General features: G+C 66.4%; 27 protein-coding genes, 3 tRNA genes and 2 pseudogenes. 16 read left to right on the forward strand and 16 right to left on the reverse strand.

Translation table 11 applies throughout. The features are described from left to right. Positions 1–284: 284 nt before the first annotated feature. From EZH22_RS21450 to EZH22_RS21485, 8 genes and pseudogenes are all read left to right on the forward strand, one after another. The gene (locus EZH22_RS21450) at positions 285–2,501 is read left to right on the forward strand and encodes a TonB-dependent hemoglobin/transferrin/lactoferrin family receptor (RefSeq protein ID WP_203192465.1); all 2,217 of its coding nucleotides are present in this window, start codon (positions 285–287) and stop codon (positions 2,499–2,501) included. Between the two features lie 55 nt (positions 2,502–2,556). Beyond that, positions 2,557–2,892, forward strand: coding sequence for an antibiotic biosynthesis monooxygenase family protein (locus EZH22_RS21455; protein WP_203192466.1), 336 nt, complete (start codon positions 2,557–2,559; stop codon positions 2,890–2,892). 213 nt (positions 2,893–3,105) lie between these two features. Next, positions 3,106–4,613: pseudogene (locus EZH22_RS21460) on the forward strand (carboxypeptidase M32). A 102-nt stretch (positions 4,614–4,715) separates the two neighbouring features. Further along, the gene (locus tag EZH22_RS21465; protein WP_333473614.1) at positions 4,716–5,186 is read left to right on the forward strand and encodes a MarR family winged helix-turn-helix transcriptional regulator; all 471 of its coding nucleotides are present in this window, start codon (positions 4,716–4,718) and stop codon (positions 5,184–5,186) included. 42 nt (positions 5,187–5,228) lie between these two features. Next, positions 5,229–5,630, forward strand: coding sequence for a DUF1398 domain-containing protein (locus tag EZH22_RS21470; protein ID WP_203192467.1), 402 nt, complete (start codon positions 5,229–5,231; stop codon positions 5,628–5,630). Positions 5,631–5,755: 125 nt separating this feature from the next. Continuing rightward, positions 5,756–6,130: a YciI family protein gene (locus tag EZH22_RS21475; protein ID WP_203192468.1), complete on the forward strand. Its 375-nt coding sequence runs from the start codon at positions 5,756–5,758 to the stop codon at positions 6,128–6,130. After that, entirely contained in the window at positions 6,127–7,380 is a 1,254-nt protein-coding gene (locus EZH22_RS21480) for an RNA polymerase sigma factor (RefSeq protein WP_203192469.1), read from the forward strand. Before EZH22_RS21475 ends, EZH22_RS21480 begins: the two co-directional genes overlap by 4 nt. 91 nt (positions 7,381–7,471) lie before the next feature. Beyond that, on the forward strand, positions 7,472–7,909 hold the full coding sequence (locus EZH22_RS21485) for a VOC family protein (RefSeq protein ID WP_203192470.1): 438 nt from the start codon (positions 7,472–7,474) through the stop codon (positions 7,907–7,909). A gap of 57 nt (positions 7,910–7,966) precedes the next feature. Here the strand turns inward: EZH22_RS21485 and EZH22_RS21490 are convergent, their stop codons facing one another. After that, positions 7,967–9,928: an ABCB family ABC transporter ATP-binding protein/permease gene (locus tag EZH22_RS21490; RefSeq protein ID WP_203192471.1), complete on the reverse strand. Its 1,962-nt coding sequence runs from the start codon at positions 9,926–9,928 to the stop codon at positions 7,967–7,969. Between the two features lie 6 nt (positions 9,929–9,934). Continuing rightward, positions 9,935–10,309 carry an ArsR/SmtB family transcription factor gene (locus tag EZH22_RS21495; protein WP_203192472.1) on the reverse strand — a complete coding sequence of 125 codons (375 nt, stop codon included), beginning with the start codon at positions 10,307–10,309 and terminating at the stop codon, positions 9,935–9,937. A gap of 174 nt (positions 10,310–10,483) precedes the next feature. On the opposite strand from EZH22_RS21495, the gene EZH22_RS21500 reads away from it, so the two are divergent. Then, on the forward strand, positions 10,484–11,092 hold the full coding sequence (locus EZH22_RS21500; RefSeq protein WP_203192473.1) for an LOG family protein: 609 nt from the start codon (positions 10,484–10,486) through the stop codon (positions 11,090–11,092). Positions 11,093–11,176: 84 nt separating this feature from the next. On the opposite strand, the gene EZH22_RS32435 is transcribed toward EZH22_RS21500, so the two are convergent. The 5 genes from EZH22_RS32435 to EZH22_RS21520 form a co-directional block, all read right to left on the reverse strand. Continuing rightward, on the reverse strand, positions 11,177–11,299 hold the full coding sequence (locus EZH22_RS32435; RefSeq protein WP_269902888.1) for a hypothetical protein: 123 nt from the start codon (positions 11,297–11,299) through the stop codon (positions 11,177–11,179). Positions 11,300–11,430: 131 nt separating this feature from the next. Then, a tRNA-Arg gene (locus EZH22_RS21505) sits at positions 11,431–11,507 on the reverse strand. A gap of 89 nt (positions 11,508–11,596) precedes the next feature. Further along, positions 11,597–11,902 (reverse strand): ETC complex I subunit, encoded by a 306-nt coding sequence (locus tag EZH22_RS21510; protein WP_203192474.1) that lies wholly within the window; start codon positions 11,900–11,902, stop codon positions 11,597–11,599. A gap of 128 nt (positions 11,903–12,030) precedes the next feature. Continuing rightward, positions 12,031–12,327, reverse strand: coding sequence for a hypothetical protein (locus EZH22_RS21515; protein WP_231711089.1), 297 nt, complete (start codon positions 12,325–12,327; stop codon positions 12,031–12,033). 602 nt (positions 12,328–12,929) lie between these two features. After that, a tRNA-Pro gene (locus EZH22_RS21520) sits at positions 12,930–13,006 on the reverse strand. A 204-nt stretch (positions 13,007–13,210) separates the two neighbouring features. Between EZH22_RS21520 and EZH22_RS21525 the strand changes: the two genes are divergently transcribed. Then, complete coding sequence (locus tag EZH22_RS21525) at positions 13,211–13,495, forward strand: hypothetical protein (protein WP_203192475.1); 285 nt, start codon at positions 13,211–13,213, stop codon at positions 13,493–13,495. A gap of 54 nt (positions 13,496–13,549) precedes the next feature. On the opposite strand, the gene EZH22_RS21530 is transcribed toward EZH22_RS21525, so the two are convergent. Beyond that, entirely contained in the window at positions 13,550–14,389 is an 840-nt protein-coding gene (locus tag EZH22_RS21530) for a transporter (RefSeq protein ID WP_203192476.1), read from the reverse strand. 588 nt (positions 14,390–14,977) lie between these two features. Here EZH22_RS21530 and EZH22_RS21535 point away from each other — a divergent pair. The 3 genes and pseudogenes from EZH22_RS21535 to EZH22_RS21545 all read left to right on the forward strand — a co-directional run bounded on the left by EZH22_RS21535 (position 14,978) and on the right by EZH22_RS21545 (position 17,058). Next, positions 14,978–15,814 (forward strand): hypothetical protein, encoded by an 837-nt coding sequence (locus EZH22_RS21535; RefSeq protein WP_203192477.1) that lies wholly within the window; start codon positions 14,978–14,980, stop codon positions 15,812–15,814. Positions 15,815–15,890: 76 nt separating this feature from the next. Beyond that, a pseudogene (locus EZH22_RS21540) lies at positions 15,891–16,399 on the forward strand (chromate transporter); the annotation flags it as partial. A 125-nt stretch (positions 16,400–16,524) separates the two neighbouring features. Then, on the forward strand, positions 16,525–17,058 hold the full coding sequence (locus EZH22_RS21545; RefSeq protein ID WP_203192478.1) for a chromate transporter: 534 nt from the start codon (positions 16,525–16,527) through the stop codon (positions 17,056–17,058). A gap of 30 nt (positions 17,059–17,088) precedes the next feature. On the opposite strand, the gene EZH22_RS21550 is transcribed toward EZH22_RS21545, so the two are convergent. The 3 genes from EZH22_RS21550 to EZH22_RS21560 all read right to left on the reverse strand — a co-directional run bounded on the left by EZH22_RS21550 (position 17,089) and on the right by EZH22_RS21560 (position 19,025). After that, positions 17,089–17,592 carry a DUF192 domain-containing protein gene (locus tag EZH22_RS21550; RefSeq protein ID WP_203192479.1) on the reverse strand — a complete coding sequence of 168 codons (504 nt, stop codon included), beginning with the start codon at positions 17,590–17,592 and terminating at the stop codon, positions 17,089–17,091. 2 nt (positions 17,593–17,594) lie between these two features. Next, entirely contained in the window at positions 17,595–18,173 is a 579-nt protein-coding gene (locus EZH22_RS21555; RefSeq protein ID WP_203192480.1) for a cold-shock protein, read from the reverse strand. Positions 18,174–18,254: 81 nt separating this feature from the next. Then, entirely contained in the window at positions 18,255–19,025 is a 771-nt protein-coding gene (locus EZH22_RS21560; protein ID WP_203192481.1) for an SIR2 family NAD-dependent protein deacylase, read from the reverse strand. 123 nt (positions 19,026–19,148) lie between these two features. Here EZH22_RS21560 and EZH22_RS21565 point away from each other — a divergent pair, with 123 nt between their 5' ends. The 3 genes from EZH22_RS21565 (at position 19,149) to EZH22_RS21575 (ending at position 20,336) form a co-directional block, all read left to right on the forward strand. Next, a complete protein-coding gene (locus tag EZH22_RS21565; protein WP_203192482.1) occupies positions 19,149–19,571 on the forward strand; it encodes a VOC family protein in 423 nt (140 codons plus the stop codon). Between the two features lie 160 nt (positions 19,572–19,731). Next, positions 19,732–19,806, forward strand: a tRNA-Glu gene (locus tag EZH22_RS21570). 98 nt (positions 19,807–19,904) lie between these two features. Beyond that, positions 19,905–20,336 (forward strand): hypothetical protein, encoded by a 432-nt coding sequence (locus EZH22_RS21575; RefSeq protein WP_203192483.1) that lies wholly within the window; start codon positions 19,905–19,907, stop codon positions 20,334–20,336. Positions 20,337–20,362: 26 nt separating this feature from the next. Here EZH22_RS21575 and EZH22_RS21580 read toward each other — a convergent pair whose 3' ends face one another. From EZH22_RS21580 to EZH22_RS21600, 5 genes are all read right to left on the reverse strand, one after another. Further along, positions 20,363–21,139: a hypothetical protein gene (locus EZH22_RS21580; protein ID WP_231711091.1), complete on the reverse strand. Its 777-nt coding sequence runs from the start codon at positions 21,137–21,139 to the stop codon at positions 20,363–20,365. Continuing rightward, positions 21,060–21,578 (reverse strand): DUF488 domain-containing protein, encoded by a 519-nt coding sequence (locus tag EZH22_RS21585; protein ID WP_333473616.1) that lies wholly within the window; start codon positions 21,576–21,578, stop codon positions 21,060–21,062. The genes EZH22_RS21580 and EZH22_RS21585 overlap by 80 nt, the downstream gene beginning before the upstream one ends. 158 nt (positions 21,579–21,736) lie before the next feature. Beyond that, positions 21,737–22,339 carry a recombinase family protein gene (locus tag EZH22_RS21590; RefSeq protein WP_203192484.1) on the reverse strand — a complete coding sequence of 201 codons (603 nt, stop codon included), beginning with the start codon at positions 22,337–22,339 and terminating at the stop codon, positions 21,737–21,739. Between the two features lie 438 nt (positions 22,340–22,777). Further along, positions 22,778–23,833: a hypothetical protein gene (locus tag EZH22_RS21595; RefSeq protein ID WP_203192485.1), complete on the reverse strand. Its 1,056-nt coding sequence runs from the start codon at positions 23,831–23,833 to the stop codon at positions 22,778–22,780. Continuing rightward, positions 23,827–26,853 (reverse strand): hypothetical protein, encoded by a 3,027-nt coding sequence (locus tag EZH22_RS21600; RefSeq protein ID WP_203192486.1) that lies wholly within the window; start codon positions 26,851–26,853, stop codon positions 23,827–23,829. Before EZH22_RS21600 ends, EZH22_RS21595 begins: the two co-directional genes overlap by 7 nt. Between the last annotated feature and the right edge of the window lie 7 nt (positions 26,854–26,860).

Below are 26,860 nucleotides of genomic sequence, written 5' to 3' on the forward strand. Positions count from 1 at the left end.
TCATAGAATTAGAAAACTTCCATTCTGAGTATATAGGCGAATCTCACCTCCCTGCGACAGCAACTTTTTGAATTATTCAATTTTCATTGCGGTCACATCGAAGTGGTATATGCGCCACAATCAGTGGCGTTATTTGGCACCATTGGCAAGATTCATGTAATAATCTTGACGGCTCTGTGGCCGAAAGGTAGCAGGGGAGGAGCAGGCGGGGGCCTGCGGCACGCCACGTCCCTCACGGCGGACGATAGCCAGCTCGATCATTCGCCTATTTCCAGGAGACGATCATGGCGCGCAGGCCGCACCGCACGGGTGTTTCGGCGGGTATTTCCAACAGGACGAGGGGGGTCTTGCGCTCGGGTGTCGCGGCTTCCGCATTGCTATTGGCCACGGGCGGCGCCTTCGCCCAGAGCGCGCCCGCGGCGACCGATCCATCCGCCGACACCGGCAGCCAGGTCACCCTCGACACCATCACGGTCGCGGCGACACTGACCGAGGAGCGCACCATCGACACGCTCGCCGCGGTCAGCGTGGTGCGCCCCGACGATCTGATCCAGTTCATGCCGGACCGCGTGCAGGACGTGTTCTTCGGCATGCCCGGCACCACCGTGATCCAGAACGGAAACTCGCCCCAGGCCGCCATCAACATCCGCGGCCTGCAGGATTTCGGCCGCGTCGCCGTGTTCGTCGACGGGGCGCGGCAGAACTTCACCCAGCTCGGCCACGGCTCGGGGGCGGGCACGTTCTTCCTGGAGCCGGGCCTGCTCGCCGACGTGGACGTGGTGCGCGGGCCGGTGTCCAACATCTACGGTTCGGGCGCCATCGGCGGCGTGGTCACCTTCCGCACCAAGGATGCCGACGACATCATCAAGAAGGGCCAGGCCTGGGGCGTGGAATCCACCGGCGAGTTCGGCTCCAACGGCCCCATGGGCTACGGCGCCCTGTTCGGCGCGGCCCGCGTCGGCCAGAACATCGACCTGTTCTTCGGCGGCACCTACCGCGCCCAGAACGATTATGAGGACGGCGACGGCAACGTGGTACCCGGCTCCGGCTACGACACCTGGACCGGCACGGCCAAGGCCACCTTCCGCCCCGCCGACTTCCATGAGGTGAAGATCAGCGCCCTCAACTATTCCGCCGACTACACGACCTACAATGCGGCACTGGTGAACAATGACGTTCCCGCCTCCGCCACGCAATACGGCACCACCGTGCTCAACCAGACGGTGACCGGGAGCTACAACTACTCCAACCCCGACGACAACGTCTTCGACTGGCGCAGCAGCATCTACTGGAACCGGGTGAAGCAGGATCAGCTGAAGGTGGCCGGCACGCCGAGCTCGATCACCGGCGCCATCGGCGACCCGCGCACCTTCACCATCAACACCGTTGGCTTCGACGCCAACAACACGTCGCGCTTCAACTGGAGCGGCATCCGCAACGCCATCACCGTGGGCGGCGACTACTTCCACGACGACGTGGACAACGTGGACAATTACGGCTTCGGCGAAGGCTACAACCCCAACGGGGAGCGCGGGGTGGGCGGCGCCTTCGTGCAGTGGAAGGCCAACTACTCCACCTGGCTCGAAGCCCAGGCGGCGGTGCGCTATGACACCTACAATCTCTCCGGTGACGGAGTCTCCACCGACGGCGACCGCTTCTCCCCCAAGGCCACCGTCGGTGTCACCCCGTGGAGTTGGGTGACCGTCTACGGGACCTATGCCGAGGGTTACCGCGCGCCGGCCATCACCGAGACGCTGGTTTCCGGTGCCCATCCGCCGAACATCCCGCTCGTCTTCTGCCCCGATGGCAGCTACGGCGTGTTCTGCTTCGTGCCCAACCCGTACCTCAAGCCCGAGGTGGGCAAGAACAAGGAAATCGGCCTTAACCTGAAGTTCGACGACATCTTCACGAAGGGCGACAAATTCCGCGCCAAGGCGAATGTGTATCGCAACGACGTAGAAGATTATATCGAGCTGGTCGGCTACAACATGACACCGTTCGGCACCTATGCCGACTATCAATACCAGAACATCGCCAACGCGAGACTGCAGGGCTTTGAATTCGAGAGCAATTACGACGCCGGATCATGGTTCGCCGGGTTCAATGCGACCGTTTCGGACGGCGAGAACGTGGACAATGGGCAGCCCCTCGCCAACGTGATGCCCAGCAACATCGCAACGACCCTCGGGGCACGTTTCCTCGAAAACAAGCTCACCGTCTCGGTGCGCTGGCAGTGGGTGGCCGCCAAGACCGCCGCCGACCTGCCGACGGATTCCCCCTACGAGCCGACGCCAAGCTTCAACCTCGTGAATTTCTACGTGGGCTACCAGCCCAGCGAGAACCTGCTGGCCTCCCTTTCCGTTGAGAACCTGCTCAACGAGCAGTATGTTCAATACCAGCAGTTTCTGCCGAGCGCCGGCCTCACCGTGAAGGGCGGGCTCAAGATCCGCTTCGGGGCGGATACGATCGCCGCGGCGACGCCCTCGCCCCTGTTCAAGTAGCCACGCCGTTCCGGCGCAGCCAACCTGCATCCATATTGCGCATGGAGTTGAGAAGATGTTCATCGCCACCAACAGGTTCAAGGTGAAGCACGGCTCGGAGGCCGAGTTCGAGCAGGTATGGCGCGAGCGCGATACCCACATCGCTGCCGTCCCCGGCTTCGTCGCCTTCGATCTGTGCCGCGGCGGAGAGAAGGAGGACCACACCCTCTACATCTCCCACACCGTCTGGGCGTCCAAGGCCGACTTCGAGGCCTGGACCAAGTCTGAAGCCTTCCGCCTCGCCCACCGCAACGCCGGCGCCTCCTCCAACCGGGTGAACTATATCGGCGGTCCGGAGTTTGAAGGCTTTGAATCCGTGCTGTCCCTCACCCCCGGTGAGAAGGCGGCCTGAGCGGATTTCACCCGCGCCGGGACTGCCCCCGGCGCTCCCATCGTGGCACCTCGCCCGGCCGGGTCCCCACCCGCGCCGGGTTTTCTTTTCGCTGGCGTCCCTTTCTGCCGGCTTCTCTCGGCCCCGGCGGGCCCTTCCCTCCCCGCCCGGGCTTGTCTACCGTCGCGCCATGACATTGCATTGCGGCCATCCGGCCGGAGGGATTTCTCGCCCATGAGCGCATATTCCGACCTTTCCGCCCATTTCGCCCGGGCCTCGGCCCTGTCCAACGGCATCGGCATTCTCCAGTGGGACAGCGACACCATGATGCCGAAGGGCGCCGCCGGAACCCGGGCGGAGAGCCTGGCGCTGCTGCGCGTGCTCAGCCACGGCATGGTGACAGACCCGCGCATCGCCGACTGGATCGGCGCGGCCGGGAGTGAAGAGCTCGGTCCCTGGGAGCGCGCCAACCTGCGCGAGATGGAGCGGCTCTACACGGTGCAGACCGCTTTGCCCTCCGACCTCGTGGAGGCGTCCAGCAAGGCGGTGTCCAAGTGCGAGATGGCCTGGCGCAAGGCGCGCGCCGAGGCGGACTTTCCCGCGCTCCTGCCTTATCTGGGGGAGGTGCTGCGCCTGCAGCGGGAGATCGCCCGGGCCAAGGGCGAGAAGCTCGGGCTCCTGCCCTATGACGCGTTGCTCAACGATTACGAGCCCGGGGGCCGCTCGGCGCGCATAGACGCCTTGTTCGACGACCTCGCCGCCTTCCTGCCCGCCTTCACCGAGGAGGTGCTGGAGGTGCAGGCGCGTCGGCCGCCCACTCCGCCCTTGTCCGGCCCGTTCGCAGTGGAGGCGCAGCGGGCGCTGGGGTGGAGATGATGAAGGTGGTGGGATTCGATTTCGAGCGCGGCCGGCTCGACGTCTCCGTCCATCCCTTCTGCGGTGGGGCGGACAACGACGTGCGCATCACCACGCGCTATGACGAAACCGACTTCTCCCGCGCCCTCATGGGCGTGCTGCATGAGACCGGCCATGCCCTCTACGAGCAGGGCCGGCCGCAGGCCTATCTTGAGCAGCCGGTGGGCGCCGCCCGCTCCATGAGCGTGCATGAGAGCCAGTCCCTGCTCATGGAGATGCAGGCCTGCCGCAGCCGGGAATTCCTCACCTTCGCTGCCCCGCGCATGCGGGCCGCCTTCGGCGCCTCCGGCCCCGGCTGGGAGCCGGATGCCCTGTGGCGGCTCTATACCCGTGTGGAGCGTGGCTTCATCCGCGTGGATGCGGACGAGGTGACTTATCCCGCCCACGTCATCCTGCGCTATCGCCTGGAAAAGGCGCTGATCGCCGACGAGATGCCGCTGTCCGACCTCCCCGCCGCCTGGGCCGAGGGGATGAAGGGGCTCTTGGGGGTGGTGCCGCCGGACGACCGCCTCGGCTGCCTGCAGGACATCCACTGGCCGAGCGGCGGCTGGGGCTACTTCCCCACCTATACCCTTGGCGCCATGACCGCCGCCCAGCTGTTCGATGCCGCCTGCCGGGCGGACGCCAGCATCCTGCCCGGCATCGCCCGCGGCGATTTTGCCCCCCTGCTCGCATGGCTGCGCGCGAACGTGCACAGCCAGGGCTCGCTGCTGGAGACCGACGACCTCCTCACCCGTGCCACCGGGCGGCCCCTCGATGCCTCGGTGTTCAAGGCGCACCTACGCCGGCGCTATGGCGGCGAGATGGAACAGGACGTGGCGGCGTAGGTCAGCCCTGCCGGGAATGCGGGCTTGGGCCCGCATTTTTCGCCTCAGTAGTTGACTAGGAACTCACGTCATATAGTTTCCTAGTTAACTACTGAGGTGCCCGTGACCAACATCCCGTCCCGTCCTGAGCTTGCGACGCTCGAGGCCCATCTGGGGTACTGGCTGCGCTTCGTGTCGAACCAGGTGTCCCACGCCTTCGGCCTCAAGCTCGCCGGGCGTGGCGTGACGGTGGCGGAATGGGTGGTGCTACGCGAGCTCTACGACGCCGAGACCTGCGTCCCGAGCGCCCTCGCCGATCGGCTGGGCATGACGCGGGGCGCCATCTCCAAGCTCGCCGACCGGCTGGAGGCCAAGGGCCTCGCCGCACGCCGGGCCGACACGGACGACCGCCGCTTCCAGACCCTGACGCTATCCGCCGGGGGCCGCGCGCTGGTGCCGGAACTGGCGGCGCTGGCGGACGCCAACGACGCCGATTTCTTCGGCCACCTGGACCCCGCCGACCGTGTCCGCCTGGAGGCGGTCCTGCGCGACATCGTCCGGCGCAAGGGATTGAAGGCCGTTCCGGTCGACTGACGCGCCGCGCGAACCACCCCCTTGATTTCAGGAGAGGTAAAGATGGACCAGACCGTTCACAGCATCATCCGCGACTGCATCACCGCCTCGGACGACGAGCGCATCACCTTCGGCGAGGTGGTGGGAAAACTGATCGCTGCAGGGGTCGAGCGCTATGACGCCGACCTCGTGCGCTCCGAGAAGACCTTCTACATGCCGGACGGCGACAGCACCGTGCTTCCCAGCAGCCGGATCGACGGGACCGCGTCGGCGGACTTCTCGCCGGCCACCGTTGAAGCCGCCGTCCGCGCCATCCAGGCGGGGCAGATCCGGTACAAGGAATTCTGCCGGCGCATCCTCGCCGGTGGCTGCGTCGGCTATCAGGTGAGCCTCGCCGGGCGCCGGGCCATCTATTACGGGCGCACCGGCGATGCCCACGTGGAATGGTTCCCCGGCGCGCGCTGATCAGGGTCTGCCCCAAGGGCATGCCGGGCCAATGCATGTCATCCCGGCGCTTCGCGACTTTTGCGCCGGCCTGTCGGCCGTGGTCATACTCCCGCGTCCTTGCAGAAGACGAAAGGGAGCTCCCCATGATGTACGCCATCCTCTGCTACCACGAAGAAGACGTGGTCTGCGCCTGGAGCAAGGAGGAGGACGCCGCCGTCATGGCGCGGATCGGCGAGGTGCAGGAGCGCCTGATCAAGGCCGGCAAGATGGGGGCCTCGCTGCGCCTCCTGCCCACCACCGCCGCCGCCACCCTGCGCAAGACCCAGGAGCCGCCGCTGATCATCGACGGCCCCTTCGCCGAGACCAAGGAACAGCTGCTCGGCTTCTACCTGGTGGACGCCGCCGATCTGGAGGATGCCCTCGCCATCGCCCGCGACCTCGCCGCCGCCAATCCCGGCGGCGCCTACGAGATCCGCCCGGTGGGCATGTTCTTTCCCGACCAGCGGACCGGAACGTGACAACGCCGGCCCTCACCGATCCCACCTGGATCAACGGTGCGCTCACCGCCGCGCGGCCGCAGGCGGTGGCGGCCCTGCTGCGCTATTTCCGCGATCTCGACACCGCCGAGGAGGCCTTCCAGGAAGCCTGCCTCCGGGCGCTGAAGACCTGGCCCGCCAACGGGCCGCCACGGGACCCGGCCGCCTGGCTCATCCTTGTCGGCCGCAATGCCGCTCTCGACGGCGCGCGGCGCACCGCCCGCCACGATCCCCTGCCCCCCGACGAGCAGCTCTCCGACCTCGACGACGCGGAAGCCTCCCTCGCCGAGCGGCTGGACAATTCCCATTATCGTGACGACGTGCTGCGCCTGCTCTTCATCTGCTGCCACCCGGAGCTGCCGGTGACGCAGCAGATCGCGCTGGCGCTGCGCATCGTCTCCGGCCTGTCGGTCAAGCAGATCGCCCGCGCCTTCCTGGTGAGCGAGGCGGCCATGGAGCAGCGCATCACCCGCGCCAAGGCCCGCATCGGCAAGGCGGATGTGCCCTTCGAGGCGCCGGGGCCGGTGGACCGGTCGGAGCGGCTGGGCACAGTGGCGGCCATGGTCTATCTCGTCTTCAACGAGGGCTATTCCGCCGGCTCCGACCCCGACCGCGCCGGCCTGTGCGAGGATGCCATCCGCCTCGCCCGCCTGCTGCTGCGCCTGTTTCCCACCGAGCCAGAAATCATGGGCCTTGCCGCCCTCATGCTGCTGCAGCACGCCCGGGCGGCGGCGCGCTTCGACGCGGAAGGCCGCGTGGTGCTGCTGGAGGCGCAGGACCGCAGCAAATGGGACCACGCGCGCATCGTCGAGGGCCTCGCCCTCATCGACAAGGCGATCCGCCACCGACGGCCCGGCGCCTATCAGGTGCAGGCGGCCATCGCCGCGCTCCACGCCCGCGCCCTGCGGCCCGAAGACACCGACTGGGCGCAGATCGACGCGCTTTATGCGACGCTCGAATACCTGCAGCCCTCGCCCGTGGTCACCCTCAACCGAGCGGTGGTGGTGAGCAAGGTGAAAGGCCCGGAAGCCGCCCTCGCCATGATCGAGCCGCTGGGCCCACAGCTTTCCGGCTATTTCCACTATTTCGGCGCCCGTGGCGCCTTCCTGCTCCAGCTCGGCCGGCGGGAAGAGGCCAAAGAGGCGTTCGACCGCGCCATTGCCCTCGCCAACACGCCCGCCGAGGCCGACCATATCCGCGCCCATCTCGACCGGCTGATGTCGCCGGCGTGATAAAACGGCGAGCCGGTGTCGGCACACGCCGCCCCGGAGCGTCCTTGGAGCATGGCGCCGCATCCGCGACGCTTCTGGAGGAGGAACACTGATGTCCGATACAGCCGAAGTGACGACGCCCACGGCCGATTTCAGTGCGATGCCCCCGGTGAAGGGCGGCGTCACCGCCTATCTCACGGTGAATGGCGCGATGAAGGCGGTCGAGTTCTACAAGGAAGCGCTGGGCGCGGAGCTCGCCTTCGCCATCCCCCCGGACGACAGCGGCCGCACCATGCACGTCCACCTCTATATCAACGGCACCTCGGTGATGCTGGCCGACCCTTATCCGGAATATTGCGCCGGCCCCGTCGAGACGCTCGGCGGCTTCAACCTCAGCATGCATGTGAAGGACACGGATGCGGCTTTCGAGCGCGCGGTGGCGGCAGGGGCGAGCGTCATGATGCCGCCGTCCGACATGTTCTGGGGCGCCCGCTATGCGCAGGTGCGAGACCCGTTCGGCGTGGTCTGGGCCTTCAACCAGCCCAAATGATGGGATCGCGAGGCGCCTCCCCTTCGAGGCGATGGCCGGAGCGGGCGCCCCGCGGGCTCAGCCCACCGCGGTCACCCGCTCCCCGTTGATGCTGTCTTCGTCGCGGCGGTCCACCGCCCCGACGGCGTCGTCCACCCCTTCCGACACGCGGGCGAGGGCGTCGGCAGCGTCCTCGGCCTCCCGCTGCCGGTTCCACAGGGCAGCGTAGAGCCCGCCCCGCGCGAGGAGCTCGGCATGGCAGCCGCGCTCGGCGACGCGACCGTCCGCCAGCACCAGGATTTCGTCCGCCGCCACCACGGTGGACAGGCGGTGGGCAATCACCAGGGTGGTGCGCCCCTCGGACACGCGGTCGAGGGCGTCCTGGATGTCCTTTTCCGTGTGGCTGTCGAGGGCGGACGTGGCCTCGTCCAGCACCAGGATGGGCGGAGCCTTCAGGATGGTGCGGGCAATGGCCACGCGCTGCTTCTCGCCGCCGGAGAGCTTGAGGCCCCGCTCGCCCACTTCCGTCCTGTAGCCCTTGGGCGTGGAACGGATGAAGCCGTCGATCTGGGCGAGGCGCGCCGCCTCCTCCACCTCCGCCTCCGTGGCGCCGGGGCGGCCATAGCGGATGTTGTAGGCGACGGTGTCGTTGAACAGCACGGTATCCTGCGGGACCATGCCGATGGCGGCGCGCAGGCTCTCCTGTGTCACCGCGCGGATGTCCTGCCCGTCGATGGTGATGCGGCCGGAGGTGATGTCGTAGAAGCGGAACATCAGGCGCGACAGGGTCGACTTGCCCGCCCCCGACGGCCCGACGATGGCCACCGTCCGGCCCGCCGGCACCTCGAAGCTGATGCCCTTCAGGATCTCGCGGCCGGCATCATAGGAAAAGCGCACATCCTCGAACCGCACCGTGCCGCCGGAGACCACGAGCGCCGGCGCGCCCGGCCGGTCCGTCACCTCCGGCGCGCGGGCGAGCACGGCGAACATGGCCTCGATGTCGACGATGGCCTGCTTGATCTCGCGATAGATGAAGCCGAGGAAATTCAGCGGGATGTAGAACTGCACCATCATGGCGTTGACCATGACGAAGGAGCCCACCGTCTGCCGCCCGGCGCGGATGTCGAGCACACACATCACCATCACGGCGGCGAGGCCGATGGAGAAGATGAAGGCTTGACCCGCATTCAGCCAGGCCAAGGACGTGAAGGTATTCACGGTGGCCTTCTCGTAGCGCGCCATGGAGCGGTCGTAGCGCGCCGTCTCCCAGCGCTCGGCGCCGAAATACTTCACCGTCTCGTAATTGAGCAGGCTGTCCACGGCCTTGGTATTGGCATCCGTATCGCTCTCGTTCATCTCCTTGCGGATGGAGAGCCGCCACTCGCTGGCATAGTAGGTGAAGAAGCCATAGAGCGCGACGGTGACGCCGACCACGGCGGCATACCGCCAGTCGAAGGCGAAGAAGAGCACCGCCATCACCATCACCAGCTCGACGATGGTGGGTGCGAGCTGGAGCACCAGCATGCGTACGATGGTTTCGATGCCGGACCGCGCCCGCTCCAGCACGCGGGTGAGGCCGCCCGTCTTGCGCTCCAGGTGGAAGCGCAGGGAGAGCGCGTGCATGTGCTCGAAGGTTTCCAGCGCCAGCTTGCGCACCGCGTGCAGCGCCACCTTGGCGAAGATGCCGTCGCGCAGCTGGGTGACGCCGGCCATGACGATGCGGCCGAGGCCGTAAGCGAGCGTCAGCGCCACCGGCGCGCCGACCACGAGCGCCCAGAAGACCGGCTCCGGACCGCCGGTACGGCCGGCGGCCACCTCGGCGGTCAGGGCATCGGTCGCCCATTTGAAGATGAAGGGCACCGCCATGGTCGCGCCCTTGGACGCAAACAGCAGCACGAAGGTGACGATCACCCGCGCCCGGAGATCCGCACGGCCCTTCGGCCACAGATAGGGCCACAGGGACCGCACCGTGCCGAACAGGGCGTCGGCGGAAACGGCGGGGCGCGTGCTGCCGCCGGCGGGAGGAGGCGTATCGGACATGATGGTTCAGTCGTCCTGCGGCGCGCAGCAATCAGATGCCGGGGCAAGCAGTGCCGCAAAGAGGGAATCGATCTCGATCTTGAGCGCCGACAGCGCTTCCCGATCGAGACAGTAGCCGGAGCGCTGGCCTTCGGTTCGGCTGCGGATCAGGCCGGCGTCCAGCAGGACCTTGAGATGTTGCGAAACGGTGGATTGCGCAAGGGGCAGCGCCCGCACGATATCGCCGCACACGCAACGGTCCTGTCCCGACAGGGTCTCGAGCACGGTGAGGCGCACCGGGTGGCCGATGGCTCGCAGGCGGGCGGCGAGCTGCGCCTTGTCATCCGCATCATCTGCCGGTGCGGGGATAGCGGAAATCGGGACAAAGGGCGGAGCATTCATCGTCCATCGCCGATAAACGATGAGAGAACGGCTTTCAAGGGCGCCCCGGTTGCGGGCCGTCTGGCCGCGCCGTCATCATGGCCCCGCCGTCATGGCGGTGTCGCCGGCTTCGGGCTAGCTCGTCGCGCCCGCGCGCCATGGCGGACGGGGGCGCAAGTTTGCTAATGTGCTTTGATGGCTAGAATTGACAGCGTTTGTGTCTATTGCGGGTCCTCCACCGGGAGCGACCCTGAATTTGCCGAGCAGTCGCGCCGGTTCGGCCGCATCCTCGCCGACGAGGGCGTGCGACTGGTCTATGGCGGTGGCGGCGTGGGGCTCATGGGCGAGGTGGCAAGCGCCGCCGCGCTGGCGGGCGGGGTCGTCACCGGCATCATTCCGCGCTTTCTCATGAACCGGGAACGCGCCTTCACCCACGAGGCGGAAATGATCGTGGTGGAGGACATGCACGAGCGCAAGCGCCTCATGTTCGAGCGCGCGGACGCCTTCGTCGCGCTGCCGGGCGGGGTCGGCACGCTGGAGGAGCTGGTGGAGCAGATGACCTGGGCCCAGCTCGGGCGTCACCGCAAGCCCATCCTCATCGCCAACATCGCCGGCTTCTGGGATCCGCTGCTCACCCTCGTCGACCACATGCGCACCGCCGGCTTCATCCGCGAGGCGACGCCAGTGGACATTCTCACCGCCGATCGGGTCGAGGACATCCTGCCCCGCCTGCGGGAAGCGGCCGCATCCGTGCCGGAGCGCGCGCTGCACGCCGCGGACGACGAACTCGCCGATCGCATGTGAGGGCGCGCAAATAAGGCCAAGCAGACGACGGCCCGAACGCCGTTGCGCGGGACCAAAATGATCGATCCCGGATTCTTACCCTGCTCACTCGCCGGGCTGGTCTAGTGCGGCGATGGCCATCATCATGACCGACCCGATGAGCACGATGGTGACAACGGTCTGCATCTCCTCACCCTCCGCCGCAATGCAGCATGAGGGATTACACACCAGAGGAGCCGATGTTGCAATGCAGCATACGCCGGGCACCCCTGCGCAGCGCGCGCAGCAACGGGTGATTCCGACAAGGGCTCCGGGAGGAGCGATCGCTAACGCCGCGCGGGACAGCGTCGCACGGAAGATGGCGACCCCGGCAGGGCTCGAACCTGCGACCTAGTGCTTAGAAGGCACTCGCTCTATCCAGCTGAGCTACGGGGCCGGCGGTTCGCTTTTAGTGCGCGGCCCGGCGCAAGGGAAGCGTCACCCGGACGGCAGCCACAGGGGTTCGCCGCCGTGCGCGCCAGGGGATCAGTGCGTCCACTGCCCCAGGCGGCTGGTGGCGAAATTGTCGGAATAGGCGATGCGCCGGCGCCCCGCCTCGTGTGGCTCGAACACCTGGAAGGGGATGCCGCGCTTCTGCGCATAGGCGATCGCCTCTTCCTTGGTTTCGAAGGTCAGGTGGATCTGGCTGCGCATGTCGGCGGACGAGGTATAGCCCATCAGGGGCTCCACCATCCGCGCATGCTCGGGCTCGTAGTCGAGCACCCAGTGCTTGGTCTTCGCCACGCCGGATTGCATGGCGTTGCGCGACGGCTTGTAGATACGTGCCACCATGTCTGCGCCCCAGCCCTCTGCCTCAGCCCATCCCGGATGAACGACGGGCTGTGCGTGCCCGGCATCCTTCCTTGAATCCCTCTCGTCTATAGTCAGGCCGAGACGCGATGACAACCGAGCCGGACGCCTCAGCGCAGGATGAGGCAGTTCGCCGCCGCCTGGGCCGATTCGCTCGCCTTCATGTGGTTGATCTTGCCCGAAAGCACCAGCGTGCGGGTCTGGTCCGTCACCACCGCGCGGCCATCGGCGCCGGGCACCAGCAGAGGCACGCTCGCCACGTAGATCGCCTTCGCCTCGGGCGGGAGCTTTGCAGCGCATCGCTCGGCCGCGGCCTTGTCCGCCAGGGCAGGTACCGCTGCGAGCAGGCTGACGAGGAGAGCCCCACCCAGTGCCACGCCACGCGCCTTCGCCATTCCCATACCCATTTGCTCCGCTCCTTCCGCCCGCGGGCCATCGCAGCCGGGACGTGCCGCTTTGAGCCGCAGAACGATGGCGATTGCAAGAGCCCCCGGCGGGAGCGCGAGCTGAGCTGCGGCCCGCGGCCGACCGCTCGATGGGCGCAGGCCCACCCCGCGCGTGCGCCGCGGCATCTGCGCGGCGCGCCGCGCACCGAATTCGTGGGTGCAGAGGAGCCCGACGGAAATCGCCAAAGCGCTTGGCATAGGCCGGGTCTCGGCCTGCCGCCTTCTTGAGATCCAAACGCCTCACTGCAAGAAACAGGTCTGACTACCTGCCAGCTTGCCACACCTTGTGAGACGCGCGCCGCCACTCGGCTTGAGCGAGCTCAACGCATGTATTCGGAGACCCACGGAATCGTCCGACCGTAAGTTGCCCGTAAGCTTGGGCGGCGCGTCGCTTGCCGAGCAGCTTCAGGCCCAAGGGTGTGTGCGCACCGGAATGCACGAGAATTGCTCCCCTGCGGGCGCGCCCCTTTTTCTTTGCATGCGGTTCAATGGCGAGGCGGCTGTTTCGGCGGCATATTCAAAGCCAAGCGAGATCATAAAATAATGATATCAATAGGATCTAATGGTCGGAGCAGCAGGATTTGAACCTGCGACCCTCTGCTCCCAAAGCAGATGCGCTACCAGGCTGCGCTATGCTCCGACGGGGGGCACCTGCGATGTTCGTACCGTCTCGCGACTGCTGATGCAAGGTTGCGACGTCGGGGGCGAGACGGGCGGGCACCATCGCCGCTTGATTTTCACGGCGGTGGCGGCGAAATCGGATCGGCCGGGCGCCCACTCGCCCCATCCGGGCGCTGCCGGCGGCATTTTATCGACCTGCTTGCGACACGAGAGGATTTTCCAGATGGCATCCGACGCCGCGCTTTCGGAATGGCTCAGCTCCATGAGCAAGGCGGTGGGCACCGCTCAGGCCCATACCATGGTGCAGCACTTCATTCTTCGGGACATCGTGATCCAGCTCGCCGCCCTGCGCGACGAGCCCGAGGCCTTCATCGCCGCCATGTTCGAGCGCGTGAGCGGCCTCGTCGACCAGTGCGAGCTCGCCGGCAAGCCGGAGATCGAATCCGAGATGCGATGGTACACGGACTCGTTCTTCACCTCGGCAGGCAAGGCGGTGGTGAAGTCCTGAGAAGCGCGCCCAGCGCGACGGGAAGGAGCCGCCGCCCCTCCCCGCCGAGCCGGCTCACTTGTGCGGAAATGCCGCCTGGGATGGCGGCGGATTCCACAGCGGCACGATGATGCGGGTCCAGACGCGCGTGTCGTTGCCGCCGTAATTCTCCTGGTAGACATCCGTGGTGAGATAGGCCTGTACGATCACCGGACCGAAGTCGTAGCCAACGAGCCCGCCCACCGCGAACTGGCTCTGCTTGCCGTAGAATGGCAGCGGCTTGTTGAGGTCGGTGGAGTAATAAGCCACCGGGCCGATCTCGAACTTGCCGAACTTCTTCGTCGCGGTGAGGTCGACATTGAGGAAGTTCGGATTGACCGTGGTGCTCACGCCGTTCGCCTGGATGCCCCATATGGCGTTGGCGGTGAGGTTCCAGCCATCGGCGGTGTAACTCACTGCGAAGCGCTGGTTGAAGGAGGTGGAATCGAACGCCACCCCCGTATTCACCCCCAGATAAAAGCCAGCCATATAGCTGAAGCCGAACCCGTTACCGAGGTCCCAGGCGAGCTGCGCAGCAAAGAAGGGATTGTAGAAACCCGACGTGTAGTCGCCATTCTCGACACCGACCTCGATCAGCGGCGCGGCAGTGAGGAGCTGGAGGCGGCCGCCCAGCAGGAAGACCGGCGTCGCCCATGCGAGCACGGGGATATCCACGCCCACGCAGGTGGTGTCCGGCGAAGTGTTGCGGCAGCCCCAATCCGCAGTGTTGACGAAATAGACCCCCTCCGGCAGCGGCGCGCCGGCGGCGATGCCGACCGTCTCGCCCGGCTGGGTGACGGAGCCGGCGTGGACAGGTGTTGCCACGGCGACAAGCGACAATGCGCCTGCTGCCGCCATTCTTGCGAATGTCGTCATGATTTCCTCCGGTGTGATGCGAGCCTTCGTCCGGGTCCCCGCCGGCGGGCTTCTCGCTTGCGCTTCCTCAGGCGCTCATGCGCCGCACACTTTTTTCGGCCGGAGGGGTTCGAGCCCGCACGCGGCGTCAGCAAGGCGCGTCATTGCCACGCGGCAGACGCAATGGCATGCGCTCGCCGACCGATGGCCGGTGGCACAGGCTTTCGTTGGGGCACGCTACGGCAGCGTGTCACGACCCTGGCGGCGCGAGTGAACCTCGCTCAGTGTGCCGCGCGAGACCTTCGAGGATGACCGGCAATCCCGAAAGCCGATCTCCTTGAAGCCGTAGCAGTTTGCGACTGTAGTTCAAAAAATGAGCAAGACGCCACCTGTGACGTGCTTCCATCGGCGCCTCGCCGCGCGAAATATACGCATAGTTGCCCAATTGTCACAATTTTCCGCCTCACCGTGGCGAGGAATGCGGCGCCTGCCGCCCAGCCAGTGGACATCTCCCGCGGCAGGACGGAAGGTGATGAAACACGGCCTGCGGATTCTTGTTCGTGGGTCCGCGCGCGCGCCTCTCGTCCCACCTTTTGCAGCACGGTCGCCATGCAGGACATCCACTACCGCGAATACAAAATCCTCCTGCGGCCGGAGCAGTTCTATGCACCGAAGCGGTTCGAGGATTACTGGAGCGAATTGAAGTCGATCGCCAAGAAAATGGGCGTCGGCGTTAAGACGAATGACGACGCCTTCACGCGGATGGTCCGCGAGGTGCTCTTCTACGACACGCCGGAGTTCGACCTCTACAACAACTCGTTTATCCTGCGTAAGCGCACCTTCTACGACAATGGCTGGCCGCGCCCGGAACATGAGCTCGCCGTCAAGTTCCGCAGCCCGGACCGCGAGAGGTGCGCCACCATGGACATGGCGCCGCGCATCGTCGGCGCGGTGGAGGTCAAGTTCAAGGAAGAGATCCTGCCGCTCAAGGACAAGCTCGGCGAGATGCGGTCCCTCTACTCGCACAACTGCATCATCATCTCGCCCGGCGTCGTCCTCAACCAGGGCATCAAGGATATCGCCTCCGTCTTTCCCGCCATGGCCTGCCTGGACGTGGACAATGATTCCCAGATCGACCTCGTGAACAACATGGCGGTGGAAGAGATCCAGGTGGATCCCGGTCATTTCGACTTCGGCCACGGCTACGAGGCGAAGGCCACCATCGCCATTTGGCGCAACCGGGCCTCCGAAACCTCGCTGGTCGGGGAATTCGCCTTCCAAGCGAAGTTCCAGCATTACGACGACATCCACGACAAGGCGAAGAAGCTGTCCGAGGACTTCTTCTGCGCCGCGCAGACCCTGGCCCCCGAATGGGTGCAGCTCGGCACCACCAAGACTGCCATGGTCTACGGCATCGGCGCGAAAAAGGTGGAACACACCGAATAGGCCAGGAGAGCCTGCCGCGCCCGGACGCGCGGCATCGGTCCGCCTATCGCCACGAGATGCACATCGCGAGACGCCCATGAGTCCCGACGCGCCGCCCGGCATCGAGCCAGCTCATCCTCCCGCGTCGCCCTCCCCGGCGGCGGGCCGCCCCTTGGTGCAGGCGACGATCCTGGAGATCTTCCTCACCTTCCTGCTCATCGGCGCCACCAGCTTCGGCGGCGGGGTGGTCGCCTACCTGCGCAACGCCCTGGTGGTGCAGAAGGGCTGGCTGGACGAGGAGGAATTCCTCACCGCGCTGGAAATCTCCCAGGCCCTGCCGGGCCTCAACGCCACCAACATGAGCGTGATCGTGGGCGACCGCCTGCGCGGGCCGGTCGGCGCCGTGGCGGGCTTCCTCGGCATGACGCTGCCGGGGGACTGCTGGTGTTCGCCCTCGGCATCTTCTACGCGTCGAACCACGGCAACCCCGCCATGCACAAGGTGCTGGCCGGCATTGGCGCGGCGTCGGTGGGCCTTCTGGCAGCGGTCACGCTCCAGATCGGGCACAAGCAGCTGGAACACCTGCGCGAGATCGCGCTCATCGTCCTGACGGTGGCGATGGTGAGCTTCCTCCACATCTCGCTCATCTTCGTGCTCCTCACCGTGCTGCCGTTCGCCGTCTTCATCTACCGCCCGCGCGGCGCCGGGCCGGACGCCCCGGGAGGCCAGTCGTGAACGACCACAATCCCGACCTCACCCTCCTCGGGGTCTTTTCCCTGCTCTCCATCCTCGCCGTCGGCGGCGGCACGGCGGTGCTGCCGGAGATGAAGGCGCTCACGGTGAACGTCCACCAGTGGATCACCGACGGCCAGTTCCGGGACATCTACAGCCTCGGCCAAGTGGCGCCGGGACCCAACATGCTGATGGTGATCGTCATCGGCTACCACGTGGCGGGCACGCCGGGGGCGCTCATCGCCTTCTGCGGCTTCTTCTTCCCCGCCTCGGCGCTGGCCCTCGGCTCGTCGCGCCTGTGGAATCATTTCGAGGGCTCGCCCTGGCGCCTCGCGCTGCAGAAGGCGCTCGCCCCCATCGTCGTCGGCCTCATGGCGGCGGGCATGATCGCCATCGCCCGCACCGCCATCACCGGCCTCGAGACGACGCTGATCGCCGCGGCGGTCTTCGCGATCATCTATTTCGGACCGAAGATCAATCCGGCGCTGCTCATCCTCATGGGCGGCGTCGTCGGCTACTTCACGCTGAGCTAGCCCGCGCTCCAGGATCGGCTCAGGGGACGTTCACTTTCCCTTGAACAGGGCATGCGCGACGTGGTCTCCGGGCTTGATACCGAGCTTCCGGGCCGCACCGCCGGCGATTTCAAGCACCGCGCGCACCGGCTCTCCGGAGGAGATGGTGGCGGTGGAGAGCGGCGTCGTCATCGCGGCGATGCGGGCGATGGACCCGTCGGCCCGAATGAACAGCATGTCGAGGGGGATGTAGGTGTTCTGCATCCACATGCTGACCATCTGGTCGGCCTCGAAGTCGAACAGCATGCCGGCGCGCTCGCCCAGCGACTTGCGGTACATCAGGCCGGTCGCCCGCTGCTCGTTGGTGCGGGCAACCTCCACCTCGAACGGCACCACCCCCTTGGAGGTGGCGATCTCCAGCGGCTCGAGTGGTCCGACCGGCTGGGCGGCCTGCGCCAGGGCCGGCCCCACCGAAATCGCCGGGGCCAGCGCGAAGCCGAGCGAAAGCGCCAGGACGGCGGCCGATGCCGCCCGCCATAGAACGAAAAGATGCATGATCAGTGATTCCCGCCGGTTCCGGCATCGGCCTTGACCTCGGCCGCCATCAGCCCCTTGGCGCCGTCGCCGTAGCGCACCAGCACGGACTGGCCGGGCCTGAGTTCGGTAAGGCCGTGGCGGCGCAGCGTCTCCATGTGCACGAAAATGTCGGGAGTGCCGTCCCCCTGGGTCAGGAAGCCGAAGCCGCGCAGCCGGTTGAACCACTTCACCGTGGCCCGCTCGAAGCCGCTCGTCGGCTCCACCGCCACGCGGGTGCGCGGGGGCTGGGGCGGGGCATGCACGGCGGTGGACAAATCGAGGGAAAGCACCCGGAACGCCTGGCGTCCCTTGGCGCGCTGCACCGCCTCGCACACCACGCGGGCGCCTTCGATGGCGGTCTGGAAGCCGTCGCGGCGCAGGCAGGTGACATGGACCAGCACGTCGGGGCCGCCATCGTCTGGTACGATGAAACCATAGCCCTTGGAGGCGTCATACCATTTTATGGATCCGGAGACCTCGACGAGCCCGATGGGATCGTCGTTCCCCTCATCCGTCGGGCCGGCGGTCAGTGGCCCCAGCCCCAGTGAGTCAGACCCCATGACCACCCCGACATCACGCGCGCCGCGCCCTTGATTCCGCGAGCGCACACGATAGCAAGTCAAGGCGCATTCGCCCACCCCTTACCCGTCCTGCGCGAAAGGGGACAGGACCTCGCCGATCTCGGTGCGCACCACGAGGTCGGCGAGGTCGTCGAACTCGGTCGGCTCCCGGTTGAGAATGACGAGCCGCGCGCCGTTGTGCTTGGCCTTGAGCGGGAAGCCGGCGGCTGGGAACACCACCAGCGACGAGCCGATGACGATGAACAGGTCGGCGCGAAGCGTGAGCATTTCCGCCCGCATCATCTCCCGCTCCGGCATGGCCTGGCCGAAGGAGATCGTCGCCGCCTTTACCGGCCCGCCGCATTCCGGACAGTCGGGGGCGACGCCGCCGGCGGCATCAAAATGCGCCTTCACCCAGCCGAGCTCGTAGCGCGCGCCACAATCGAGGCAGGTGGCGTAGGTGCCGTTGCCGTGCAGTTCCACCAGCGCCTCGTCCGGCACGCCGGAGGCCTGGTGCAGGCCGTCGATGTTCTGGGTGATGATACCGGCGAGACGACGGCGCGCGAGCAGCCGCGCCAGGGCCCGGTGGCCCCGGCCGGGGCGGGCGAAGGCAAAGGCCTCCTCCATGGCGAACTTGCGCCGCCAGGCTTCGTTTCGGGCCGCCTTGTGGGCGCGGAACACATCGAAGGGGATGGGCTTGTTCTGCGTCCACAGGCCGCCGGGAGAGCGGAAATCGGGAATGCCGCATTCGGTGGAGATGCCGGCGCCGGTGAAGGCGACGGCGCCCTCCGCCTCGTCGAGCAATTCCGAGAGCCGCGCCCTCGCCCCCTTGAGATCCGTGTCGAACAGCATACGTCAACAGCGCCGGTTCGCCGGCACCCTCCACTTGGCCCATCGGGAAGCACTTTTCCTTTCCGGCGCGAGAGCCTATCCGCTCCGGAGCCTCCGCGCTCCCCCACCAGGACGAGATCGCCAATGCGCTTTCTGCACACCATGGTCCGCGTGACCGACATCGACCAGTCGCTGGACTTCTACTGCAATAAGCTGGGGCTCAGGGAGATCCGCCGCAAGGAGGTGCCGCAAGGGCGCTACACCCTCGTCTTCCTCGCCGCACCCGGCCAGGAGGACGTGGCCAAGATCGAGCTCACCTACAACTGGGACAAGGAGCCCTACGGCGAAGGCCGCAATTTCGGTCATCTCGCCTTCGAGGTGGAGGACATCTACGGCACCTGCGAGCGGCTGATGGCCTCGGGCGTCACCATCAACCGGCCACCGCGCGACGGCTACATGGCCTTCGTGCGTTCGCCGGATAACGTTTCCGTCGAACTGCTGCAGAAGGGCGGCCCCAAGGCTCCCGCCGAGCCTTGGGCCTCCATGCCGAACACCGGCAAGTGGTGACCCGCCGGCCCCGCCCGGAGGGTTCCGATCCGGGTGCGCCCGGTGCGGGGCGTCGGCAAGCCGGCTTTGGATATCTGGGAAGCGGCGCTTGCGAGGCCGCTGCGCTCCTCCTATAAGGGCCCGCGCTCCCGCTCCGCCCTGCGCGGCTCGGGACGCCCGCGCGCCCTTCGTCTATCGGTTAGGACGCCACCCTTTCACGGTGGAGAGAGGGGTTCGACTCCCCTAGGGCGCGCCAGGATACCTTTGTCCAAAATTTCCGTTGATTTTCAAGGGGCTACGGACCCCGTCCTCGGCTATGGTACCCCAGCCGGGACCCCAAAACGGGACCCCAGAATGACCAACTCCGAACAAGGAGACCCGCCTCCATTGTGGAGGAGGCTCCTGATTTCTCCTGTGGTGGTGTGGGGGGTATGGGTGGCAGTTCTGATTGCTCACCTCTGGTGGCTATGCGTGGCCATGGACCCGGTTGTCGTCCAACGTTTCGGGGCATTCACCATCATCATCGGGATTTTGATGGCTGCTCGCCCCTATCTTCGAAATGGTCCTGAGAAGGTGACGCAAGCGGCTATCCCGCGTCCTCCAGGACTTTTTCCGGTCAAGAGCGAAGATATCGCTCTCTATCGCGAGCGCGTCGCCAAAGAGGCTCCTGAGGTTCAGAAAGATGTGCTTGCCGAACGCCGGAATGGCGTTCTCATGGTCGGCATGGGAACGCTGATCAACGGCTACGGCGACGTGGTTGCGAAGTGGCTACTGGGCCAAGTTTGAGCCGCCAAGCCAGCCGTGCCGGGGTACTAAAGCAATCCGAGTTGCCCCTTCTCGTCCAACCGAACCACCCCGAGGAGTTGCCACGTCTTGGGACGCTTCATCATGTTCCCCGTGGCGAACAGCATTCCCTTGGCAGGATACTCGTCATTGAAGCGTCCGCCGAGCCGTTCCAGCGCTGACGCTTCTCCGTACCTCTTACGCCAGTAGAAGAAAGTGGCGTGCGTTTCCCAATCGCCGCAGGTCCAAGTATGCGGCCCTTCTGCGTCACGAAACGTGAACGCGAATGCGAAGGGGGTGGGCTCAAAAGCGGCCAAGTCCGCGTCAAGGAGGCTCTGCTGCCTTCCCGCTTCTCGGTATTCCCGGCGCTCTGCTTCGAGTTGCGCCTCGGATTTCCGACGCCAGCGAAATCTCGGATTGGAAGGCCGGATCAGGGCGAGAGAAGCGCCGGAGCTTGCCGCAGCCGATGCCGAGGGCATGACCATCGGGTCGAGAAGTGCAAACCTGTCGTTTTCCGGGAGGGCGCCGACAACCTTAATGGCATCCTCGAAGACGTGGCAACTTTCTCGACGACGATCTGTCGTGGGTGGCCGATGGGCGAATTCGACCCAGTCCCAACGCCGAAAGCTCCGCCCACTGGTCAGTTGCCGAAAGCGCACCGGATACAGGCGTTTCCATTCCCGGCTCGCGGTAATCCCAGCGCAGCAGACGGTCTCGCCGTACTTGCTACTCGGCCGCGGCAAGGCCTTGATGATTATGACAGCGCGGGAAATTGGGAGAGTTGCGGACATACCGTTGTGGATCATCCGCATACAGATCGAAGGTTGCAAGCCCCTCTGCCGCCAATTCCCCAGCGATAATGGTCCGGTGACAGCCTTGCGGGTCTCGCTCGAAGCACATCATGCAGACCACATCAGTGGCGCAGCAACCTTCGAGGTTCGCGAGTGCTGAAATCGCTCCTTCAGTTTTCAGGTGGCGACTGTAGACGGCGCGGAACTCGTCCATCTCACCGCGGCGGGCGGCTTCTCGCCCCTCCTTGGGATCCCCAAGTTCGACAAAGTGGCGGTACGCGATGCCGGCCTCTTCTAGGTGCTGCCTCAAAGCGTTTTTAGAGAAGCCCTTCTTGCGGGAAATTGGAACGGCGCGGACGTCAGCCAGCATGGTGACGCCAACGGACTTCAGGACCGCGATGAATGCGTTGATCGTCGTGCCCTCATAGCCGACCGTATAGACCACCTGCATCATGCGCTCCGCCGTTCGCCGGCTTTCAATGTGCCCCGCGCTCGGTTAACGCCACACTCCGCGGTTGCGCAAGGCGCTCTTTCGCAAAGAAACAGATCGGGAGAGGCACGTGCCGGAGAAGAGACAGATGGGCAGACGGGCGCATGGCAAATCGCCGAGCCTCACCCGGCAGCCCCCACCACCCGTTGCACCGCCGACACGCCCACCCCCAGCGTCTTCGCCACCTTCAACATCCCCATGCCCTGCGCCCGAAGCTCCTTGATCCGTGCCTCGGTGTCTGCGCCCACCGTGGGCCGCCCCAGCTTCTTCCCCTCCGCTTTCGCCCGCGCGAGCCCGGCGTTCACGCGCTCCCGGATCATGGCCCGTTCGTATTCGGCGAACACGCCCATCATCTGGAACATGGCCCGGCCGGAGGGCGTCGAGGTGTCCAGGGCTTGCTGGTGCAGGTAGAGGTCGGCGCCACGGGCGTGAAGCTCGCCGAGGAAGGCCACGAGGTCCGCCATCGAACGGCCGAGCCGATCCACCGACCACGCGGCCACCATGTCCACCTCGCGCCGGGTCACGGCTTTCAGCATCGCGTCGTAGCCGGGGCGCTGGTCGCGGCCCTTGGCGCCGGAGACGCCGGCATCCTCGAACACGGCCACCACTTCCCAGCCGGCCTTCTCCGCCACGGCCTGAAGCTCGCGCCGCTGGTTCTCGGTGGTCTGTTCGGAGGTGGAGACGCGCAGATAGAGGGCGACGCGACGAACGGTCTTGCGGGACACGGCAGGGGCTCCGGGAAGCTGGTGATATCCATACCGATAACAAGTGTTTACGGAATGCGTCAAGCCCCCTTCGCAAACCGGCATGGATGCTGGACTGGACACGGCAATTTTCAGCAAGGGTTTCGGTATGGGGCCTTCCGCCTCCCTCGCGGCCCTGGGAGAGGCCGGACAGAGGACAACCGACAACGCCTCTCCGGTGCGTCACGCCTACGCGCGGCTTGCCGTATCGCTCACGCGAAAGATGCTAGCCGCACCCGCGAAACCGCCCGCGCGACCTGACGCGCCCGTGCGCGACACCGTGCGCCTGATGCGCGAGGGGGCACGGGGGGTATCGCGCGAGCCTTTTTCAATCGACACCGTTTCAGAAATTTCGGCCAAATATCGCCGGTGCTCCTCCGACGAGCCGGGGGTCGGACCCGGCAACGTGGAAGGGAAGCGCTACTGCACCGTGCCCATGACGGCGTCTGGCAGGGAATAACCCGTCTGGCTCTTGGGGGCGAACCTCGGGGCATCCTGGACGAGGAGACCGAGGGCCGACTGGACAGCGATGTTATTGCTGAACGGCAGGATCGACAGCATCTGCCGCCACTCGGGTTGAGACCGCTCCCGCCCGGCCACGATGGGCTGCATGAAGGCGCTCGGGGCGACCCTGAAGAGGTTGTTCAGGAACGTGACCGAGGGGTTGCCGAACCATGCGTCGGACGGCAGGGCAGAGTTGCGGAAGCCGAAGATCGGGTTGGCACCGGCCACGCCAATCCCGGTGTCCACCAGTGCCGGAATGAGCGAGGAGTAGGCGCCGAGCTGGAAGATGGCCGCGGCGAAAGCGCCGGGGGCGAAGCGCTCCTGGAGGTGCTTTTCGGGGTCGGAGCGAGTGGCAGCCTCGATCCGAGTCCGGACGGCGTACAAGGCCGCCGCGGCGAAGGTGGAGGCGACCACGTCCCAGAACACCTCCGGGTCACGCATGGCGTAGCCGTGAAGGATGTTCATGTGCCATGCGTTCAAGCCGAACCGGCGGAGCTGGGAGAAGGTCCGAAAGATCGGAGAGCGGTCCCAGACCGTGCCGGCCCCGAAGTCGTGCTCCATACTGGCCCGGCCGGCGGCCCGGTTGAGGGCCATGGTGAAAGCGTGCTTCGCTTCCACGTCCGTCCAGGCGTCCGGGTTCAGCCGGTTGAGCTTCGCCCCGGTCCAATGGTCCACCGTCTCCCCGTGCTCCTTCACCTCTCGGAGGACGCGGACAAGCATGTCGTCGCCGAGGCCAAACCATTTCATCCGGTTCAGCTCCGCCGGTGACAGCTTGGCGAGGTCCGCGGCGGCACCACCGGCGAACACCTTCTCCGCATCGCGGTAGAAGCGCGACGCCATCACGCGCCGAGCCGCCTCCCGAACACCGCGGTTGATGATGTTCATGCCGGAGAGGTGGACCACGGCGTCAGCCCCGGTGCGCGTGTAGCCCCCGATCTTGTCGAGGGCGCCTTGCATCGGCGTCGTCAGCATCCCGTCTTCGGGGAGCCGGCGGGCCGACAGGTGCCGAAACTCGTCGACGGCACCGAAGGCCGCGATATCCATGGCGAGGTCGCTACGGGGGCGCAGAACACCCCCTTGCACGATCTCGGTACGGAAGCCGGGCAAGTGCTGAAGCATGGCCCGAAGCCCCCGACAGTGGCGATGCGGGCCATGTCGGGAATCGCGGAGAGGCCGAAGTTGCCCGCCGAGGTCATGGTTGCGAGTTTGCGGATGATCTCGGCGCCCTTGGCCACGGTCGACGATGCCTTCTCATGGGGGACACCGAACAGGCGGTCGAACATCTCCCGGAGGAGAGCTGTGTCGTCCTCGATCTGCTTGGGCGTAAGGCCCGCTTGATACCCCTTGTCGGCGACCTGTTGCAGGACGTCGCTGATTTCCTTTCGGGACCGGACGCCGTCCAGCAACACCTCCCCATCACCCCTGACGATCTGAATGCGACCCGCCGCCCGCCATGCCGAGGCTTGGTGGTTATAGTGGTCGAAGAGGTCGAAGGCGTTGGTCTCGGTGAAGTCGCCGAGCTTGAGGCCGGTCCTCGGATGGACGAAGGTCTCGTCGAGGTCCAGGCGGAGGTGAGTGAAGCCGGGCTTGGAGCCCTTCGGCAGGCGGGCAAGAATGTCGGCGATGTCCGCTTCCGACATGCCGATGTCCAGCATGCCGGAGCGCAGAACGTCCGCCGTCGCCCCGTCACGGGCCATCATGGCGAACTCGTCGAGGTTGAAGCCCCGACGCACGACGCCACTGTAAAGCCCGCGGGCAAGGGTCTCGGCTTTGTCGCCAAGCTCCTTATGCGCGGACAGGAGAGAGCCTTCCAGCCATCCGATGAACTTCCGGCCCGTGGGGTCAATCGCCATGATCTTGTCGAGGCGGTAGACACGGGGCATGTAGCGCGGATTGGCGGGGACATGCTCCAACCCGGCGAGGGGACGGCCGGGGTTGTCCGGGGTCTCAGGCCGGGGCGTGATGTTGCCTTGCCGGTGCTCTTCCAGGGCCGTTCCCAGCTCCTTCGACACCTTCACCACCTGGGGGTCATAGTGGACGTCCCGGTCGGCCCGAAGGTCCCGGCGGTGGGCCGTGATCTGCTCGGCGAAGGTCTCCCACTCGTCCGTCAGGCGCGGGGAGACCCGCTTCATCCAGTTGACGCCCCGCGCCTTGGCCCACTCGTCAAACTGGGGATAGGCCACGCTGTACAGACGATTGCTACCGGCGCTCATGATCCGCAGCTTGTCCTCTCCGGCGGAGAACGGATTGACCGCCATCTCGCCGTTGGGGCCGACCTTGCCCACCACGTCGAGACCGAGCGACTGGGAGACCGCCCGCATGAGCGGGTTGTCGGAGGTGGCGCCACGGCCGGCCATATCAGGGCGGAGGCTCTCCACTGCGGTGCGTGGCACGTCCGCGTCGACGATGGACATGAGGTCGCCCTGGGAGAGCTTAACGTTGTCGACCGCAGCGGGAGCGGCACTCAAGGTCCCCTCGCCACCGGAGAAGCGTGGAACGCCACGTTCAATGTCCGTCATCGCCCGGCTTGCAGCGTGGGCGCCAGCGTCGGCAAGGTCCTGCGTCGCAGGGTTCCGGGCGAACGGCCCGAAGGCGAACCCGAGACCGAGACCCCAGGCGGCGGCGTAGGCATAGTCGGAACTGGTTGTTTCCTTACCAGCGGCATTGGCGATGCCTGTCAGGGCAACATTACCCGCCGCGGCACCCAGACCACCCGCGACACGCTGGACAAGCCTGCCGGCCTTCATGGTCCCGCCAGCGAAGGCACCGAGACCGCCAGAGGCAATCCCCGCACCGAGGCTGACAGGATCGAGGATGTCGGTCGCAAGCTGGATGCCGGTGCCGGTCCACCCTGCCTCGGCGAGGGTGCGCTCGTTCTCCGCCTGCCGCTGGGCCTGGGCCGTGAGGTAGTCGGAATGGGCCGGCGACACGCCGATGAGGCGGTCGTGGAACTTCTCCGGGAGGCCCTGCTTGCGGGCTTCCAGCTCCTCAATGGTGGGCTTGTAGTCCGGGGCCGGTGCGAACACGGGGCTGTCGCGGAAGACGTAGGCCGTGGTGGTCTCGTCGGCCGCCGCCTCGACAGTGCGCCAGAGGGTCGGGCTGGGCTTGTCGGTGACGCGGTCCTGGAGGATGGCGTCGTCCGCCTGGGAGCCGGCGGGGGCGAACGGCGGGGCGGTCTCGGAACGCGGGATGGTGGTGGTGAAGTTGGTCGGGACGTTCTTCGCGCCCAGGGCCTTGTTCATCTTGCCGGAGGTCCAGGCGATGAAGTCGGCGTTCGTGACGATCCCGGACTTGGCCAGCCAGGGGTTCGCTTCGTAGACCACATTGCCCCAGCCGGGCTTCACCCCGTCGAGGGTGTCCTTCAGGCTGGCGGAGGGATTGGCGAGGATGCGGGGCCCAGCCCCCGCGCCCTGGTAGTAGACCACGTACATCTCGCCCGGCGTGGGATCACGGCCCAGCGCCTTCCGGGCTCGGTCGTAGGCGTCCCGCATCTTGGGCATGACGGCGCGGAGCTGGACCTCGGGGTCCGTGCTGTCGCCGATGCCGGTCTTGATCCGCTCGTCCTTGAGGAGCTGGCCAATCCCGAAGGCCGAGGACAGAGGCTTGCCGTCATTGCCGATGGGGCGCTGGGCGGGATCGAAGTTGCTCTCCTGCTTCAGGATGGCGACCACGTGGTTCGCCGGCAGTCCCTGCTCCTTCGCCATCTGGTAGGCGCGATTGGCGATGGCGTTGCTGTGAACGAAGAGCGGGGCGTCATCTCCCACCGGCGGCGTCATGGGACGCTGGTCCGCAGCACCGGGGCGCGGCGGGACGGGATCGACGGAGGGCTGGGTGGGAGGAGCGGCCAGGGCCGCGGAAGTGGGGGCTGGAAGCACCTGATCGGCCCCGAGGGTGTCCGGCAGGTTGTCCACCAGGGGCATTTCGGGCGCCGCCGGGGCGGCTCCTTGGGTATCTGGGAGGTCGAGGAACAGACTATCGATGTCTTGGGGCACTCGCGTG

It is taken from the genome of Xanthobacter dioxanivorans, assembly GCF_016807805.1.
Taxonomy (GTDB): Bacteria; Pseudomonadota; Alphaproteobacteria; order Rhizobiales; family Xanthobacteraceae; genus Xanthobacter; species Xanthobacter dioxanivorans.

Bases quoted from the DNA above. Each gene is read 5' to 3' on its own strand.
- EZH22_RS21450 (WP_203192465.1), top strand. From the start codon at position 285: ATGGCGCGCAGGCCGCACCGCACGGGTGTTTCGGCGGGTATTTCCAAC.
- EZH22_RS21455 (WP_203192466.1), top strand. From the start codon at position 2,557: ATGTTCATCGCCACCAACAGGTTCAAGGTGAAGCACGGCTCGGAGGCC.
- EZH22_RS21470 (WP_203192467.1), top strand. From the start codon at position 5,229: ATGGACCAGACCGTTCACAGCATCATCCGCGACTGCATCACCGCCTCG.
- EZH22_RS21475 (WP_203192468.1), top strand. From the start codon at position 5,756: ATGATGTACGCCATCCTCTGCTACCACGAAGAAGACGTGGTCTGCGCC.
- EZH22_RS21485 (WP_203192470.1), top strand. From the start codon at position 7,472: ATGTCCGATACAGCCGAAGTGACGACGCCCACGGCCGATTTCAGTGCG.
- EZH22_RS21490 (WP_203192471.1), bottom strand. From the start codon at position 9,928: ATGTCCGATACGCCTCCTCCCGCCGGCGGCAGCACGCGCCCCGCCGTT.
- EZH22_RS21495 (WP_203192472.1), bottom strand. From the start codon at position 10,309: ATGAATGCTCCGCCCTTTGTCCCGATTTCCGCTATCCCCGCACCGGCA.
- EZH22_RS21500 (WP_203192473.1), top strand. From the start codon at position 10,484: ATGGCTAGAATTGACAGCGTTTGTGTCTATTGCGGGTCCTCCACCGGG.
- EZH22_RS21510 (WP_203192474.1), bottom strand. From the start codon at position 11,902: ATGGTGGCACGTATCTACAAGCCGTCGCGCAACGCCATGCAATCCGGC.
- EZH22_RS21515 (WP_231711089.1), bottom strand. From the start codon at position 12,327: ATGGGTATGGGAATGGCGAAGGCGCGTGGCGTGGCACTGGGTGGGGCT.
- EZH22_RS21525 (WP_203192475.1), top strand. From the start codon at position 13,211: ATGGCATCCGACGCCGCGCTTTCGGAATGGCTCAGCTCCATGAGCAAG.
- EZH22_RS21530 (WP_203192476.1), bottom strand. From the start codon at position 14,389: ATGACGACATTCGCAAGAATGGCGGCAGCAGGCGCATTGTCGCTTGTC.
- EZH22_RS21535 (WP_203192477.1), top strand. From the start codon at position 14,978: ATGCAGGACATCCACTACCGCGAATACAAAATCCTCCTGCGGCCGGAG.
- EZH22_RS21550 (WP_203192479.1), bottom strand. From the start codon at position 17,592: ATGCATCTTTTCGTTCTATGGCGGGCGGCATCGGCCGCCGTCCTGGCG.
- EZH22_RS21555 (WP_203192480.1), bottom strand. From the start codon at position 18,173: ATGGGGTCTGACTCACTGGGGCTGGGGCCACTGACCGCCGGCCCGACG.
- EZH22_RS21560 (WP_203192481.1), bottom strand. From the start codon at position 19,025: ATGCTGTTCGACACGGATCTCAAGGGGGCGAGGGCGCGGCTCTCGGAA.
- EZH22_RS21565 (WP_203192482.1), top strand. From the start codon at position 19,149: ATGCGCTTTCTGCACACCATGGTCCGCGTGACCGACATCGACCAGTCG.
- EZH22_RS21575 (WP_203192483.1), top strand. From the start codon at position 19,905: ATGACCAACTCCGAACAAGGAGACCCGCCTCCATTGTGGAGGAGGCTC.
- EZH22_RS21580 (WP_231711091.1), bottom strand. From the start codon at position 21,139: ATGATCCACAACGGTATGTCCGCAACTCTCCCAATTTCCCGCGCTGTC.
- EZH22_RS21585 (WP_333473616.1), bottom strand. From the start codon at position 21,578: ATGATGCAGGTGGTCTATACGGTCGGCTATGAGGGCACGACGATCAAC.
- EZH22_RS21595 (WP_203192485.1), bottom strand. From the start codon at position 23,833: ATGCTGACGACGCCGATGCAAGGCGCCCTCGACAAGATCGGGGGCTAC.